We start from the raw sequence: 17,443 nt of genomic DNA on the forward strand, positions 1-17,443 counted from the left end.
TTACAAATATATGATAAGGAGATTAATATGAATCTAAAAAGAAAAGTAAATTGGAAAAAGAATATTGCAGCACTACTATCGTTTGTGATGCTTTTATCAATGTTTCCTTCTGATATTTTTGCAGAAGAACATGACGAAAATACAAAACCAAGTCATAACAGCTTAGAAGAATTAGATAATTCAAAAGCCCTAGAAATGGCAGGTATTGACGAAGATGAAATTGGAAAAGACGGAGAAATTCTTTCAGAAAGAACAGAAAACAGCAAGCTTTTTTATGAAGGAGAGGGTGTATTTACACAAGAGGTATATCCTGATCCAATTCATATAAAAGAGACCCCAGATGCTGAGTGGGAGGATATCTCTCCTGAATTAAAGACGAGCTCGAAAAAAGAAATAGAAACAGAAAATGCAAGATTAGAATCAACTTTTCAAAAGCAAATGAAACAAGGGCTATATGCCACATTTGAACACAAGAAGCATCAAATTGAATTTTCAATTTTAAAAGCTTCAGGGAAAAATAAATCAGAAATCGATTCCAAAGATTCATCTGCACAATTTAAAGAGAACACCAACGAGCTTACATATGAAGAGGTATTTCCAAATATAGATTTACGTTCATTTACCTTTAATGAAAATATCAAAGAAGATATTGTACTCAATCGATATGATGGCTACAATTCATTTACATTTAAAATAAAGACTGATCTAACTGGGGAAATCGAGGAAGACGGTTCTATCACATTTTATGATCAGAAGAAACGGACCATTTTTCAAGTCCCAAAACCGTTTATGACTGATTCTAATTTAGATGAAAAGTCAGGTGAAGTGGCTCGCTCAGAAGATGTGAGCTTTAAATTAGAAAAAGAAGATGATGGCTATTTACTTCGTGTGACAGCAGATGAAAAATGGCTAAAAGATCCTGAACGAGTTTATCCTGTGTCTATCGATCCTTCGACTTCTTTATCTGTGTCAGCAGACACATTTATCATGAGTAAATACCCAACAACAAATTATTCATCCTCTACGCAAAAATGGGATGCTAAACTTAAAAGTTATGTACTGAAAACAGGTTATTATGATAAAACAACTGGTACAAACTATGCGTTTATGAAGTTTAATTCATTCAAGCCGATTCAAAATATGAATGTAACGAAAGCGACGCTCAAAACGTATGTTGCTCATTCATATTACGGGACGAAGGCTACTGGTCTTTGGCTGGATACAGTGAATGCCAACTATGATCATACAAAACTAACATGGAATAATAAACCAAGCTCCAAAAATATCGGCAAAGCCAATGTATATAAAGGACAATGGGCGAGCTATGATGTGACATCGACCATCAAAGCTTGGAATAGCGGAACAGCTAACTATGGATTTAAATTACATGCAAATGGAAATGGGCAAGACCATTGGAAAAAAATAATCTCATCAACAAACTCTACCAATAAACCAGTCATTGAAGTAACGTATACCATTCCGCAGGCAAATGCACCAACTGTAAAAGGTTTTAGTAATGGAAATGGGACAGGCTACTTCAATTTAAGTTGGAAAAAGGTGTCTGGCGCAAAAGGCTACAAAGTATGGCTGTACAACGGAAAAGAGTATGAAGCCATTTCAGTTGGAAATGTGGCATCATGGAGTACAAAAGGAAAGAATATATGGCCGACAGCAAGCGAGATTGCAGCAAAAAAATACAAACTCCATTTAGATGGAAAAGGCGGGACTGAATTAGCAGTTGATCCTTCCCCGGTTTACAAAAACTCAGGCGGCAATTATGCGGCAAGTAAAAATTATTGGGTAGCTGTAAGTGCGATTTTTGACCAAGGTGAAGGCGCAATGTCCGCAAAAGTAAAACCTGTCGTGCCGAATGTGGCTAGAGCGAAAGCACCTAGTACAAAAGGATTCAATAATAATAACGCAACAGGTTACTTTGATCTTTCTTGGAATTCAGTATCCGGTGCGACCGGTTATAAAATACAAATGTTTAATGGGAAAAGCTATGAGACATTGGATCTTGGGAATCAAACATCATGGTCAACAAAAGGGAAAAAAGTATGGCCGACAGCTGCTGAGATTAAAGCAGGTAAATATGCATTGCACCTCCAAGATGGAAAAGGTGCTGAGCTTCCAATTCATCCTGGTGCGACTTACAAAAATGCTGGAGGAGATGGGGCTCAAAAACATTATTCCTTCAGAGTGATTGCCTATAATAAAGATGGAGAAGCCATTGCTTCACCGCCAGCTGGACCAACTTTACCTGATTTATCTAGACCGAAAGCTTTATCTGGATATGCTTATACCAATACAAAAGAGAGCAAAACAGGTTATATCAATTTACATTGGGACAAAGTGAAAAATGCAAAAGGGTATAAAATTAACATCTATAATGGTAAGGCATATCAAACATTTGATGTTGGTGATGTCGATCATTGGACTACACAAAACAAGAACATTTGGCCGACTCCTACTGAAGTTAAAAGTGGGAAATATGTGCTTCATACAGATGGAAAGGGCGGAGAATTAGCGCTAGACCCATCACCAGTATATGAAAATGCGAATGGAAATTATAAAGGACGCAAGAACTACTCCTTTACTCTTTCCGCCTACGATGCAAATGGAGAAACCATTCCGACACCAGCCTTTAACCCGACATTCCATGAAGGGGCTGAATTCCTTGGAACAGAGGATTACTGGTCGATTATTGATATACCAGACGGCCAGCTAAATGGTGCGACTGGTAATGTGATTGTCAGTGAAGAAGAAATGTCGATTGATGGAAGAGGACCGGGACTTGGAATTGGTCGCACATACAATAGTTTAGATGCAGCTGACCACCTGTTTGGTCAAGGGTGGTACGCAGATGTAGAAACGAGTATCACGCCAACAAAAGAAGGTGCCATCTATCTTGATGAAGATGCCACAACTCATGTTTTTACAAAAAAAACAGATGGTACGTATCAACCACCAACAGGTATTTTCCTTGAATTAACGGAATCAAAAGATGAATACATGTTAAAAACGAAGGATCAAACCTTTGCACACTTTAGTAAAAATGGTGGGAAAATCACCAAGGTTGTAGATGGACATAAAAATACAACGACATACAAATATAACGAAAACAATCAGCTCACATCAATAGAAGATGCATCTGGCCGAAAAATAACAATGGAATATGATGAAGGTGGTCATATCATCTCGGTTCAAGGACCAAAAGGAAAAAAGCTTTCATATGAGTATGATGCAGGCTTCCTAATGAAAATCATTGATTCAGATGGAACGAGCATCTCGTATGAATACGACAAAGATGGCAAACTGATTAAACAATTCTCTCAAAACAGCACAGAAGATCAGCCTGTTTTTACAGAATACCAATATGAAAATCATCGTTTAGTCAAGGCAATCAATGCAAAAAAAGAAACCTTTGAGTACGCATATGATTTATCTAAAAAGACACTCATGCTGACGCAGCCAAACGGTCGGAAAATACAGTATACGTATAACGAAGCAGCCAATCCAATTCAAGTTGTAGATGATGCGGAAGGGCTTAAAATTACCACTAAAACGAAATATGAAGGCAACCAAATCGTAGAAGAAACTGACCCAAATGATGTAGAAAAAGGAAAAGCTACAGAAAGCTATTCGTATGACAAAAATGGCAACGTCATTCAGGCGAAAGATGCTTATGGCACAGAAACCTACGAGTATAACAAAAACAATGATGTCACTAAAGTGAAAGATACAGAAGGAGATATCACAGATATCGCCTATGATGGATTAGATGCTGTATCTGAGACAGATCAAAGTGGAAATATGTCTTCAGCAAGTATTTATGATTCTTACGGGAATTTGGTACAAACGAGTAAAGAACTTGCTTCAGGTGCGAGTATATTAAAAAATAGCAGTTTTGAAGATACGCTAACTGGCTGGAAGCTTACCTCATCTAAGGATGACGGGAAACTAGCACAAACAGCTGGGAAAAGTGGTGCTTTATCTGGCGGCCGAGTATTAGAGATCAGTTCACAATCGACAACTGAAGGAACAGAACTTGGCTATTCTTCTGCTACTCAAGAAGTAATACTAGAGCCAAATACGACGTATACACTTAGTGGAAAAATAAAGACAGAGCTAACGAAAGCAAGAGCATTTTTTAACATCGATTTAAGAGATACAAATAACAAACGAATTCAATGGATCAGCAACGGCTACAGCACATTATCAGGCAAAAACGATTGGACAAAACGCCAAGTCACGTTTACGACGCCATCTCATGCAGGCAAAGCTGTAATCTATATGGAAGTGGATCATCGAGATAAGGCTGGAAAAGGAAAAGCCTGGTTCGATGAGATTCAGCTAGAAAAAGGAGAAGTTTCATCAAGTTATAATCCAGTCAAAAATAATTCCTTTACGGATAAAACAACAAGCTGGAGCGGAACAGGTGGTTCATTAGATAATGAAGAAGGCTTTAACGATGACGTTTCGTTAAAAATGACAAGAACCTCTACAACTCAAGCAAATGCCATCTATAAACAATCTGTACCGATTGAACAAAGTGTGAATGATCAATCTGTGTATGTCACATTGACTGGGATGTCTAAGGCTGAAAATGTCAAAGCCTCAATTGAGAATGATTACTCACTTCAAGCGTCCGTTACATATACAGATGGCACAACAGGAACGTTTAATGCGAAATTCCCAACCGGTACACAAGAGTGGAACCGAGCGGCGGTTGTCATACCAAAAACAAAACCTTTGAAAAAAGTCGACGTTCAGATTGTTTTCCAAAAAAGCGCGACTGGAACGGCTTGGTTTGATGATATCCGTCTAGTAGAAGGTAGTCTGTTAACGAAAACCACTTACGATGAGAAAGGGAACTATGCTGTTAAAGAAGAGGATGAACTTGGTTACTCATCTCAATCTGCCTACGACGAAACGGGCAAAAAGCTTTCTGAAACAGATGCGAAAGGCGAAAAAACAACATTCGAATATGACCAGGCTGATCAGCTGAAGAAAATCACTTTATCTAACGGGACATCCATTGTGAGAACGTATGATAAAGAGGGCAATGAACAGTCGAAAACGATTCGTGCAGAGTCAGATCAGACGTATCAATTTGAATACGACCTGATGGGCAAATTGACGAAAACCATTGATCCTTTAGGAAATGTGTTAAAAAGTGAATATGATGCGAATAGCAACTTAATCAAAACCATTTCTGCTAATGGACATGAAGTGTCTCTCACGTATGATGGAACAGACCGAGTGAAATCAAAGTCGTATAATGGAACAGAAAAATATCACTTTAGCTATGATAAAAACGGAAACGAAACAACGGTTGTCAACAAAGAACAAAACACAACCAAAAATCGCACGTTTGACCAACAAAATCGCATCACAAAGTTAACAGAGCGTGGCAGCAGCCAAACTTGGACGTATCCAGCCGATTCAGATAAACTGAAATCCTTTGAGTGGACACACGGAAATCAAAAAGGGAAGAACCAATTTAGTTACAATAAGCTTGATCAAATGACGCAGATGAAGGATTCGAGTTCTACGTATTCGTTTGATTATGATGAAAATGGAAATGTTCAGTCCTTTATTACAGGTAACGGCAGTGGTGCTAGCTTTGCTTATGATGAGCGCAACTTAATCAATGATTTGCACATTGGAACAAGCCAAGGCACGACGATCTTAAACGAAGCTTACGAATATGGTCAAAATGGAAACAGAATAACGGTTGATCAAGGAAGCAACGGGAAGATTCGTTATGAATATGGAAAATTAGATCAATTGATCAAAGAAAGTCATCCAGATGGCACGGTCATTGAGTACACATATGATGGGTTTGGAAACAGAAAAACAGTTACGACTGAAAAAAATGGCACTAAAAAAACAATCAACGCATCATTCAACATCATGAACCAACTGACAAAGGTAAATGATGAGACTTTAACTTATGACAAAAATGGCAACCGAACGTCTGACGGACAATTCCTTTATGAATGGGATGCAGAAGATAACATAACGGCCATCACGAAAAAAGGCGAAGACAAGCCATTTGTCACTTACAAATATGATGAGCGTGGATACAGAATTCAAAAAACAGTGAATGGAAAAGTCACCAATTACTTTTATGACGGCGACAGCCTGAATGTTTTATACGAAACAGATGGAGACAACGAAGTCACAAAAGCATACACATACGGTGACAGTGGACAACTCCTTGCATTCACGCAAAATGGAAACAAATATTTCTATCACTACAATGCACACGGTGATGTCATGGCCATCACAAATAGTGCAGGAAAAATCGTTGCTGAGTACGAATACGATACATGGGGCGTTCCAACAAAGGTAAAAGAAGATGAAGAAGTAAAAGGCAACCCATATCGCTATGCTGGTTACCGCTTCGACGAAGAAACAGGACTGTACTATTTAATCGCACGCTACTATGAACCAAGAAACGGCGTATTCCTATCACTTGACCCAGATCCAGGAAGCGATGGAGATTCACTAGATCAAAACGGATATACCTATGGAAACAACAACCCAGTCATGAATGTAGACCCAGACGGCCATTGGGTATGGTTTGTTGTCAATGCAGGATTTGCAGTATATGATGGATACAAAGCTTATAAATCGGGCAAGGGCTGGAAAGGCGCAGCTTTAGCAGCAGCATCGAATTTTGGACCTGGGAAGGTATTCAAGGTGTTAAAAGTAGTAAAGCGTGCTAAACGATCTTCAAATATTGCCCACAATGCTGCTAGGCATAGCAAATTAAAAGAACATTATAAGCAATCACAAAAATATGGCAAGGCAAAAGTTAGGCATTTATCTGGGGGACGTTACCGTTACTATGGCCACGTAACACCGGCTAAGAAAAAAGGGGAAATGGCGGGCAGAAGAGTAGTAAGAGAATGGAATTATAAAACAGGAAAAAAGAGAACATGGCATGAAACTATTGATCATCGTGGTAAAGTAAGACAAGTAAGACCACAAAATGGTAAAGTTAAAGTGCATTACCGCTTTAACAGTAAAGGTCAGTATATAGGGAAGTGGTAATTTATGGTCGAACCAGAAATGATAGACTGTATAAATAAAATACAAAAAGTCTTAAATGGGACTATGACTAGAGAAGAAGTTTCTGATTGGGCTGAGATTTATGTTAGTGCAGATGATCCTGAAGTCGATGATGAAAAAGTTTGGGATATGCTGATTCTTCTAAGTGGAATTGATTTGAAAGATGCTCCCAATTCCTATTTCCACACAGAAGAGGATTTGGAAGAATGGATAAGAAAATATAAATAGCTTTAGTAGAAATGTGCCTTTTAGTATGTTATTCACTATAAGGCGCATTTTTTGTTATTTATTTGTTGCCCAAATTTTAAACATGAGAAGATATGCCAAAAGGGTATATAGTTTTATGAAACCTTATAAACTTTTACGAAAGTTAAAGTAAGTGTATTGTTATAGAGGTAATACAAAAGAAGTCCAAGAATTAAAAATTATTCTACAAATATAAGTAAAAAGTAATTCAAGAGAATAATTGAAAATAAAATAATCAAAATTACAAAATGTCACTCATCATGAAATACGATTTATAAATGTGGTAAGGTAATTCTAGATTTGAAGAATTAATAACAGAAGGGGTAAAATAGAAAATTTTAAATCTGTCTTTCATCTTTATGATACAGGGAACTTGAACAATGAACTACTTGAAGAATTTGAAGCAAATGCAAATTTTCTATTTAACATCAATGGGATGTTACTCGCAATAGAATCGAAAAACGTATGTTTCGATTCACAAGAATTTATCTGCAGTGTATAGGAAGATCTCATTAGCGTCTAAATAAGAATTTAAAACAATGAGAGATTGGGGAAAGGTCCATGAAAATCAGCCGTGATAAACAAGATTTATTCGATGATTTAAAACAACGTTATCAATACTTATTAGATTCAGCTTATCCAGATGAAATCGTCTCTTTTGAGGAAGAAACTGGTATATGTTCAGGTGATTTTTATATGTTTTTTTCACTTGTTGCAGGCAGCTTAAGTTATGTGATCGATCATAAACGAATACCGAAAAAACAGTTAAACGTGCTACGTCAGTCATTTGAAGAGCAATATCCCCAAATCAAATCGTATCAACAGATCCTTGAATCGTATCCTTTATTGCATTCCTATGTTCAATACCATGAAGAAACAAGAAAACGAATGATTGCACTTATACAATAACCTTTTAGAGGACAAACGATGACATGGTTTTTAGATAAAAAAATCCAGAAACAAATCCCTGATTTCAATATCAACCATCTAAAGCAAATCAATGAATTTCACTACTTTAAAGAGTATAATGAACATTACGACTTGATCAACTGTATTGTAATGCACATCCCATATGTATCCCCGAATCTACAAGCAGACATTCATCTGAAATTCACCAATGTCGCTTCTGTTCAAATCAAAAATTTGGAGTTAACAAACGATGACCATATTTTATTGGACATTCAGTTTTTGGATAGAGGCTGGGAAAATTTGAATTACTTTGTCGAAGACTTTGAAGAACAGTATTTTTCTTTTTATTGTCAAACGGTACAAGTCATACAAGTCGTATCAAATGAATCGGGCTAGTCTCTTTACATATGTGCGAATCAAGCTTCTCCATCCCAACACAGAAAGGTGCAATGACATTGAATCGAATGATGAAATGGCTTTTATTTGCGGCAGTCATCGCTGGCTTATTGGTATGCGCATTCTTTGTGTTCCGTTTAAACCAGCCTAAGCCGACGACGAACATCCATTATGCAGACACACAAAACAAACAGCAAACACTCGATATGTATATGCCAAAGGGAAAAGATGAAGGCAAAAAGAAGAAGCATCCAGTCATGATCTATCTCCATGGCGGCGGCTGGACAGGCGGCGATAAGAATAGAGTCGCTTCAAAGGCTGATTATTTTACCGGTCAAGGATATGTGTTTGTTTCAATGAATTACAGGCTTCACCCTGATGCCAACTATGAGCAGATGGCAGATGATACGGCAAACGCCATTAAATGGGTCAAGGATCATGCAGATGAGTATCTAATTGATTCATCAAAAATCAATGTCATGGGTCACTCAGCGGGCGGTCATTTAACGGCACTGGTGGCCACAGATTCGACTTACTTAAAACGTGTGGGGCTGTCGCCAAAAACGATCAATTCTATCGTGATTTTAGATGGGCCGTTAAACATCAATCAATTTATCCAAGCCATTCCATCGTATAAAAAAGTATTTGGTAAACAGGAGAAGAACTGGACAAAGGCATCACCTGTCACTTATATGAATCAAGCGAATGTACCGCCTGTTTATTTGGTCACGGGGTGGGAAAATCCTGAGGTGTATCGATTTGCAGAAAAACTGAACCATGATAAAGGTTCTAAGTTTGTGTTTCGGGTCCATTCGCTGAGCCACAGTGATTTAAATAAATGGTTTGGATCAGACAGGGCGCCAAAAGAAGCGCAAAAAATGACAGAGTCTGTTATGACATTTGTGAACAAACAAAATCAATAACAAAGACTGTATGCTCGACAATCCATTTTGCCGCAGTATATGATAAAACGTAAATGGTTTGTACCAAAGGAGTGTATGTTGTTGTCATCACGTATGGAAAATAAAGTGTTCAATTGCGAAAAAGAGCTGACGCTAAATATTATCGGCGGTAAGTGGAAAATGCTGATTTTATGGCACCTGGGCAGAGAAGGGACAAAACGATTTGGTGAGCTAAAGTCGTTAATGCCTGGGATTACGCAAAGAATGCTTGTCAATCAGCTAAGAGAATTAGAGGAAGATCACATTGTGCATCGGGAGGTTTATCCTGTCGTTCCGCCAAAGGTTGAGTATTCCCTGACAGAACTAGGAGAAAGCTTAATGCCGATTTTAGAGTCGATGTATGATTGGGGAAGACAGTATCTCGACAGCAATTTTTTAAAGGATGATAAATAGTAATACATGCAAAAGATACTGGTCGAAAGACAGTGTCTTTTTTGTAACCATATGCGAAAAAGTATAGTATGTAAAAAAAAAGTGCGTACTTGGATTGCTCCCATCCTGTTGTTATACTCATTTCATCGTGCAAGAAGCCCTATTCACAGAGCTCTTGAAGATGAGATGAAAAAACGGGAGTGAACATTCATGAAATTACAATTAGCATTAGATTTAGTGAATATACCAGAAGCGATTGAGCTGATCAAAGAAGTAGAAGGATCTATTGATGTAGTCGAAATTGGAACACCTGTTGTGATCAACGAAGGCTTGCGTGCCGTCAAAGAAGTCAAACAGGCATTTCCAAACTTACGTGTACTCGCTGATCTGAAAATTATGGATGCGGCCGGCTATGAAGTGCAGCAGGCATCCGAAGCTGGAGCAGATATCGTGACCATTCTTGCAGCGGCAGAAGATATGTCCATTCAAGGAGCGGTGAAAGAAGCGAAAGCAAGAGGGAAACAGATTTTAGTTGATATGATTGGTATCAAAGATATCGCTGGCCGGGCAAAAGAGCTGGATGAGCTAGGAGTCGATTATATTTGTGTGCACACAGGCTATGACCTGCAAGCGGTTGGACAAAACTCATTTGCTGACCTGATGACCATTAAACAAGTCGTCAAACAAGCGAAAACAGCCATTGCAGGCGGAATTAAGCTTGATACGTTACCTGAAGTCGTGAAATTAAACCCTGATTTGATCATTGTCGGTGGCGGTATCGCAAGCCAGGATAATAAAGCAGAAGTGGCCGCACAAATGAAGCAGCTGATCGCACAATCATGAAGACCAGTGACTATGTGAAAGCCATTTTGAATGAGCTTTCTGAGCACTCGCCCGCTATTCAAGACGAACAAACGGAGCGACTTGTCTCAAGCATTTTAGCTGCAAGAAAGGTCTTTGTGGCAGGGGCTGGTAGGTCTGGTTTGATGGGAAAATCATTTGCCATGAGACTCTCGCATATTGGCGTCAAGGTCTATGTGATCGGTGAAACCAATACACCTTCCTTTACAGAAGAAGATCTCTTGATTGTGGGGAGCGGATCTGGCCGAACAGAGACTTTGCTTGTCCTTGCAAAAAAGGCGAAAGCAATTGGCGGAAAAGTGGCAGCTTTCACGCTTTCTGCTGAGTCACCTCTAGCTGATCTATCGGATAAAGTCATCTTACTGTCAGGTGCACCAAAGGATCAACAGGAAGGAAGCCATCATACCATTCAGCCAATGGGCTCGCTATTTGAGCAAGCGCTACTTCTGACATACGATGCGGTCATTTTACGTTTAATGGAAATAAAAGAACTCGACACTCATAAAATGTACGGTCACCATGCCAATTTAGAATAGTCATTTTCAAAGCCTTTCCTTTCTTAAAAGGAGAGGCTTTTTCATTTCAATCAAGATCAGAATCTTGACATAACCGATTTGTTGTAACTATAATTGTTACATCGTTAAAGAAAAAGCGTAAACACGGAAGGAAGATGAAGATGAAAGTACAAATCTGGTCAGATATCGCCTGTCCTTTTTGTTATATAGGAAAAAAACAACTAGAAACAGCGCTTGAACAATTCCCTCAAAAGGAACAGGTAGAAATCGAGTTTAAGAGCTTTGAGCTTGATCCACATGCACCTGCTCAGGTCGATTATGATGTCCATGATATGCTCGTCAAGAAATATGGGATGAGCCGCAGCCAGGCCATGGCGATGAATGAGCAGGTGAAGCAGGCCGGCAAAGAGAAAGGAATCGATTTTCAATTTGATCCACTCGTGTTGACAAACACCTTTGATGCCCACCAGCTGGCGCAATATGCTGGTCAAATGGGAAAAGGCGATTTCGTCATGGGAGAGCTGTTTCAAGCTTATTTCACAGATGGAAAGCATGTTGGTGATCGTCAAACCCTTTTAGATATTGCAGAAAAAGCAGGTCTTGATTTGCAGGAAGTACAGCAAATTTTAGGCGGCGAAGAGTTTGCTGATCATGTCCGAAAAGACGAACAAGAAGCGAGACAGCTTGGTATCAATGCTGTTCCGTTTTTCTTGATCAATGGCAAATATTCAGTGGCAGGTGCACAGCCAGCTGATACGTTCCTGCGTGCACTTGAAACGGCTTGGACAGAAGAAGCAGCTCAAGCTGATAAAGCGGCTGCCAATTCATTTGAAGCAGCATGTGCAGATGGCGTATGCGCAGTGCCTGCCCCTAAAGAAGAGATCTAACCATATAAAAAATGAGCCTCCTCCAAAAAGGGCTCATTTTTTTCTTGCATTCATTTGTTTGATCGTTTCACCTGGAACCAATTCAGGCTCGTAAAAGGTTTGATGAGGGAGATTCTTTTTCCCTTGCACTTTTTTAATCATCCAGTCTGCTGCATCCCGGCCCATTTGCTCCTGAGGGTGCGTCAGTGTTGTCAGCTTCACATGGGCATTTTTCTGGGCAATATATGAATTATCCTGTCCAATAATGGAAAGGTCCTCTGGAATGGACAGACCGATGTCACTGCATACATTGGCAACTTCTAATCCAACCTCATCGTTATAGCAAACAAGGGCAGTCAGCTCATGCTGATGCTTTAATAAGAAAGTTTTAATATCATCCCCCAAATGCTGCTTCGATTCTGTATCGAAAAAGAGTACGTGCTCAGGCAGGAAATTAAGCTTGGCTTCACCGAGCGCTTGAATATAGCCCTTCATTCGGTACTTTCCCTGTAAATCATCTGTTTTTGAGATCAGGCCGATTTGCTGATGTCCCGAGGTGATCAGCTCTTTTGTGGCTAAATAGCTGGACTTCACATCATCCAAACAGAGAAAAGGAACCTCTAACTGCTCATAATAGGCATTGATCATAATGAGCGGTACATCCTGTTCTTTAAAAGATAGGTAGTACGAGATGTTCGGGTTGTATAAATTGCTTTTCGTCGGCTCGACAATGAGTCCGTCCACACCAAAGGACAGCATCATTTCAAGCGCTTTTTTCTCCTGTTCTACATCATTATTCGTACTCGCCAGTAACAAAGAATAGTTCTCTTCGTTTAATCGGCTTTCAATGCCTCGAATGATGGAAGGGAAAATGTAATCGGATATGTATGTCGTGATAACCCCAATCGTTCTCATATGCGTATGTCCAGCAGGCTTTGTTTGATATTGATTGGTCACAAATGTGCCTGAACCCTTTTCACTTCGCAAAAACCCTTCACTCGACAATTCTAAGATGGCCTTTCGAACCGTATGCCTGCTCACTTGATACATCTCCTGCAGGCTTGATTCAGTTGGAATACGTTCCCCGATCCGGTAATCCCCTGTGAGTATTTTGCTTTTTATATCATCGATAATGATCTGGTACTTCTTTTTCATCGTTTCACTTCTTTCTCAGTTGATCATCTACTCGGATTGAGAAGAAATTGTATGGACATATTTTAACATGGTTGTCGAATCAAAAACAGGCGCTTCCCCTTTCTGTCGTACCAGCTTTAGAAAAGTGCAGGTTTTTGTCATATTGTGTATGTACAACTATATTTATTATTGACATATGTACGTACAAATATTATATTGTGAATGTGCACAGAGAATCAATGAATCTAGAAAACGAAAATTGAAACCGCTATCAATCATGGAGGTGAACGCAGAATGAATCATGAAGAGACGACCAAAGCCTTAAAAGAAGGACGGACATCTTTAGGGATTGAATTTGGTTCAACACGAATTAAAGCCATTTTAATAGATGAAGCGTTTCAGCCAATTGCCCAAGGTGCATTTGAGTGGGAAAGTTCTCTCCAGGAAGGAATTTGGACGTACAACTTAATTGATATCATTACAGGTCTTCAAGTAGCGTACCGAGAGATGAAAGAGCAAGTCGAGCAAAGGTATGGCGTGACCATTCAAACCATTGGCTCAATTGGGGTATCAGCTATGATGCATGGCTATGTGGCATGTGATCATACAGGAGAGGTCCTCGTTCCGTTTCGCACATGGCGGAATGCAACAACCATTGAGGCGAGTCAAAAACTGACGGATGTCTTCCAATTTCATATTCCAGAAAGATGGAGCATTGCCCATTTGTATCAAGCCATATTAGAAGAGGAAAAACATCTTTCCCGTTTAGAATATATGACCACCCTATCAGGATACATTCACTGGCTGTTAACAGGAAAGCAGGCCATTGGCATTGGGGATGCGTCAGGCATGTTCCCAATTGATGAACAAACGAAAGATTACAATGAAGAAATGCTCCATCAATTTGAAGACTTGATCGCAGAAAAAGGCTATCCGTGGAAGCTCCGTCACCTTCTGCCGCGTGTTTATTTAGCCGGCGAGGAGGCTGGCGTGTTAACGGCAGCAGGAGCAGCCATTTTAGATCAAGGCAAACATTTGCGGCCCGGCATTCCATTTTGCCCCCCGGAAGGTGACGCCGGAACGGGCATGGTGGCAACAAACAGTGTAGAAAAACGGACAGGGAACATTTCAGTTGGGACATCTGTTTTTGCCATGATTGTGCTAGAGCAGGAGCTAAAGGGTGTGTATCCAGAAGTGGATATGGTCACAACGCCGGACGGACTGCCAGTCGCAATGGTTCATGCGAACAACTGTACAAGTGACTTAAATGCTTGGATGAATATCTTCAGAGAGGCATTTGACGCACTAGGCGTGCAAGTGTCGTCAGGAAAGGTATACGAAGCCTTGTTACAGCAGGCGTTAGAAGCAGATCGAGATGGCGGCGGACTCTTAAGCTATGGCTATTATTCTGGTGAAAATATTACAAGACTGCCAGAAGGAAGACCTCTTTTTGTCAGATCAGCTGAAAGCCGCTTTAATCTGGCTAACTTCATGCGTACCCATCTTTTTTCTGCTTTTGGCGCAATGAAAATAGGGATGGATCGCTTAAAAGAACAAGAACATGTTGTGATTGATCGTTTATTAGCACATGGAGGGTTATTTAAAACACCGCTCGTTGGTCAAAAAATGGTGGCGGCAGCGCTTGATACACCTGTATCAGTCGTTTCCACTGCGGGAGAAGGCGGTGCGTTTGGAATGGCTGTCCTCGCTTCCTATATGGTCCATCATCAAAAGCAAACATTGGCTGAATTTCTCACGCATCAAGTGTTTGCCCATACATCAGAAGAACTGATAGAACCCGATCCGCTTGATGTCAAAGGCTTTGGCGAATTTTTAAAGCGCTATCAAGACGGCCTTCCGATTGAAGAGGCGGCAGTATCACATCTGATGCCAAAGAAAGGAGTGACAACCGTATGCTAGAACGCTTAAAAGAAGAAGTATACGAAGCCAATTTAGATTTACCGAAATATGGACTTGTGAAATTCACATGGGGCAATGTCAGTGCGTGTGATCGTGACAGCGGTCTATTCGTTATTAAGCCTAGCGGTATAGCGTATGACCAATTATCAGCTAAAGACATGGTTGTGGTCGACTTTGACGGTGAAGTAGTGGAAGGGGAATACAGCCCTTCATCAGATACAGCAACACATGCTGTCCTTTACAAACACTTTGAGGAAATTGGCGGTATTTCACATAGCCATTCCATGTGGGCAACCGTTTGGGCGCAGGCAGGTCTCGATTTACATGCAATGGGCACAACACATGCCGATACATTTTACGGCGCTGTTCCGTGTGCTCGATTTCTGACAGAAGATGAAGTGAATCGTGGTTATGAGGTAGAAACGGGCCGGCTGATCATCGAAACGTTTGAGAAAAGAAACCTAGATGTGATGGCGGTGCCGGGTGTATTGCTTCAAGGTCACGGTCCATTTACGTGGGGGAAAGATGCAAAAAGTGCGGTCACAAACAGTGTGATTTTAGATGAAGTTGCCAAAATGAATTTGTTCGCAAAGCAATTAAATGAATACGCAGAACCTCTTCCGCAGCGAATTTTAGATAAACATTACTTAAGAAAACACGGCGAACATGCGTATTACGGACAAAAACCTTCAAGATAAAGAAAAGAGGGATATCTATGTTAACAAGTCAACATAAAGAATGCTGGTTTATTGTCGGATCACAGCATTTATACGGAGATGAAGCACTGCAGAAAGTAAAAGCAGATGCACAAAAAATGACGGATGCCTTAAATGAGAGCGGTTTACTTCCTTATCCAGTGATCTTGCAGGAGCTAGCTGTCAGCGCGGATCAAATCACAAAGCTGATGAAAGAGGTCAATTATCGTGATGAAGTTGTCGGCGTGATGACGTGGATGCATACATTTTCACCGGCAAAAATGTGGATACGCGGGACCAATCTTTTGCAGAAGCCTCTTTTGCATCTTGTCACACAGTATTATGAAAAGATTCCGTGGGACACGATCGATATGGACTATATGAATCTTCATCAATCTGCCCATGGAGACAGAGAATATGGCTATATCAATGCACGTTTAAATAAACAAAACCAAATTGTTGCCGGTCATTGGTCTAAGCCGGATGTGCAGCAGCAAATCGCTGATTGGATGGACGTGGCAGCTGCCTATCATGAAAGCTTTCAGATCAAAGTGGCTAGGTTTGGTGACAACATGCGCCACGTGGCTGTAACAGAAGGTGATAAAATCGAAGCCCAGATTCAACTAGGGTGGACCGTTGATTACTTTGGCATAGGCGATCTCGTCGAATATGTGAGTGCAGTAGAAGAAGCAGAGGTAGATGCATTATTTGCAGAGTATTTAACGCAATATGATGTGGATTATGGAACGTATTCAGTTGAAGATTGGGAAAAAAGTGTTAAGGTGCAAGCGCGCTATGAAATCGCTATCAAACGCTTTTTAGATGAAGGCGGGTACAATGCCTTTACGACAAACTTTGAAGATTTACATGGAATGAAGCAGCTGCCAGGACTTGCGGTACAGCGGCTAATGGCAAAAGGATATGGCTTTGCCGGGGAAGGCGATTGGAAAACTGCTGCGCTGGACCGGTTATTAAAAGTGATGAGTCATCATCAATCCACTGGTTTTATGGAGGACTACACGTATGAAATGACCTCTGGACAGGAAGCAGTGCTGCAATCTCATATGTTAGAAGTAGATCCAGCGCTCGCCCATACGAAACCTGTCATTGTCGTATCTCCGCTTGGAATCGGAAACAGGGAAGATCCAGCTCGCCTTGTGTTTGATGGAAAAGCAGGGGAAGGTGTTGTCGTTTCTATTGCTGACTTTGGAACTCATTTCAAATGGCTCATACAAGAAGTCGAAGCCTTTGAGCCGGAGGAAGCAGCACCTCATTTACCGGTTGCACGTGTGCTCTGGAAAATCAAGCCGAATTTTCAGGACGGCGTCAAAGCATGGATTAAGCAAGGTGGGGGTCATCATACAGTCGTATCTCTCAATTTAACGGTTGATCAAATTGTTCATTTTGCAAAACTTGTCAATGCAGAATATGTGGTTTTATAGAAGGGTGAAAGGTCTTCTACTGAGTGCAGTAGAAGCACGGGATGA

At 40.3% G+C, this 17,443-nt stretch carries 14 protein-coding genes; 13 read left to right on the top strand and 1 reads right to left on the bottom strand.

Going from position 1 to position 17,443, the window contains the following annotated elements; all coding sequences use genetic code 11:
• Positions 1-27 precede the first annotated feature (27 nt).
• The 10 genes from QRN39_RS08205 (at position 28) to QRN39_RS08245 (ending at position 12,228) form a co-directional block, all read left to right on the top strand.
• Positions 28-7,062, top strand: coding sequence for a DNRLRE domain-containing protein (locus QRN39_RS08205; protein ID WP_284906831.1), 7,035 nt, complete (start codon positions 28-30; stop codon positions 7,060-7,062).
• A gap of 3 nt (positions 7,063-7,065) precedes the next feature.
• Positions 7,066-7,308, top strand: coding sequence for a DNA-binding protein (locus QRN39_RS08210; protein WP_050943707.1), 243 nt, complete (start codon positions 7,066-7,068; stop codon positions 7,306-7,308).
• A gap of 391 nt (positions 7,309-7,699) precedes the next feature.
• Positions 7,700-7,828: a YxiG family protein gene (locus tag QRN39_RS18470; protein ID WP_423220680.1), complete on the top strand. Its 129-nt coding sequence runs from the start codon at positions 7,700-7,702 to the stop codon at positions 7,826-7,828.
• Between the two features lie 59 nt (positions 7,829-7,887).
• Positions 7,888-8,235, top strand: coding sequence for a YxiJ family protein (locus QRN39_RS08215; protein ID WP_050943708.1), 348 nt, complete (start codon positions 7,888-7,890; stop codon positions 8,233-8,235).
• Positions 8,236-8,253: 18 nt separating this feature from the next.
• Positions 8,254-8,631: a hypothetical protein gene (locus tag QRN39_RS08220; protein WP_050943709.1), complete on the top strand. Its 378-nt coding sequence runs from the start codon at positions 8,254-8,256 to the stop codon at positions 8,629-8,631.
• A gap of 53 nt (positions 8,632-8,684) precedes the next feature.
• Positions 8,685-9,554 (top strand): alpha/beta hydrolase, encoded by an 870-nt coding sequence (locus tag QRN39_RS08225; protein WP_284906832.1) that lies wholly within the window; start codon positions 8,685-8,687, stop codon positions 9,552-9,554.
• Positions 9,555-9,629: 75 nt separating this feature from the next.
• Positions 9,630-9,986: a transcriptional activator HxlR gene (hxlR, locus tag QRN39_RS08230; RefSeq protein ID WP_034620552.1), complete on the top strand. Its 357-nt coding sequence runs from the start codon at positions 9,630-9,632 to the stop codon at positions 9,984-9,986.
• Positions 9,987-10,175: 189 nt separating this feature from the next.
• Positions 10,176-10,808 carry a 3-hexulose-6-phosphate synthase gene (hxlA, locus tag QRN39_RS08235; protein WP_003216301.1) on the top strand — a complete coding sequence of 211 codons (633 nt, stop codon included), beginning with the start codon at positions 10,176-10,178 and terminating at the stop codon, positions 10,806-10,808.
• Complete coding sequence (gene hxlB, locus QRN39_RS08240; RefSeq protein WP_212046142.1) at positions 10,805-11,362, top strand: 6-phospho-3-hexuloisomerase; 558 nt, start codon at positions 10,805-10,807, stop codon at positions 11,360-11,362. The genes hxlA and hxlB overlap by 4 nt, the downstream gene beginning before the upstream one ends.
• Before the next feature lie 140 nt (positions 11,363-11,502).
• A complete protein-coding gene (locus QRN39_RS08245) occupies positions 11,503-12,228 on the top strand; it encodes a DsbA family oxidoreductase (protein ID WP_284906833.1) in 726 nt (241 codons plus the stop codon).
• A gap of 33 nt (positions 12,229-12,261) precedes the next feature.
• Here QRN39_RS08245 and QRN39_RS08250 read toward each other — a convergent pair whose 3' ends face one another.
• Entirely contained in the window at positions 12,262-13,362 is a 1,101-nt protein-coding gene (locus tag QRN39_RS08250) for a GntR family transcriptional regulator (protein WP_003216759.1), read from the bottom strand.
• A gap of 273 nt (positions 13,363-13,635) precedes the next feature.
• On the opposite strand from QRN39_RS08250, the gene QRN39_RS08255 reads away from it, so the two are divergent.
• The 3 genes from QRN39_RS08255 to araA are packed head-to-tail and all read left to right on the top strand — an operon-like array spanning position 13,636 to position 17,398.
• On the top strand, positions 13,636-15,261 hold the full coding sequence (locus QRN39_RS08255) for a xylulokinase (RefSeq protein WP_106029115.1): 1,626 nt from the start codon (positions 13,636-13,638) through the stop codon (positions 15,259-15,261).
• The gene (locus tag QRN39_RS08260; protein WP_268459480.1) at positions 15,255-15,959 is read left to right on the top strand and encodes an L-ribulose-5-phosphate 4-epimerase; all 705 of its coding nucleotides are present in this window, start codon (positions 15,255-15,257) and stop codon (positions 15,957-15,959) included. The genes QRN39_RS08255 and QRN39_RS08260 overlap by 7 nt, the downstream gene beginning before the upstream one ends.
• A 17-nt stretch (positions 15,960-15,976) precedes the next feature.
• The gene (araA, locus tag QRN39_RS08265) at positions 15,977-17,398 is read left to right on the top strand and encodes an L-arabinose isomerase (protein ID WP_106029117.1); all 1,422 of its coding nucleotides are present in this window, start codon (positions 15,977-15,979) and stop codon (positions 17,396-17,398) included.
• Positions 17,399-17,443 lie beyond the last annotated feature (45 nt).

This window comes from Bacillus sp. lyk4-R2A-2, from assembly GCF_030209735.1.
Taxonomy (GTDB): Bacteria; Bacillota; Bacilli; order Bacillales; family Bacillaceae; genus Bacillus; species Bacillus pumilus.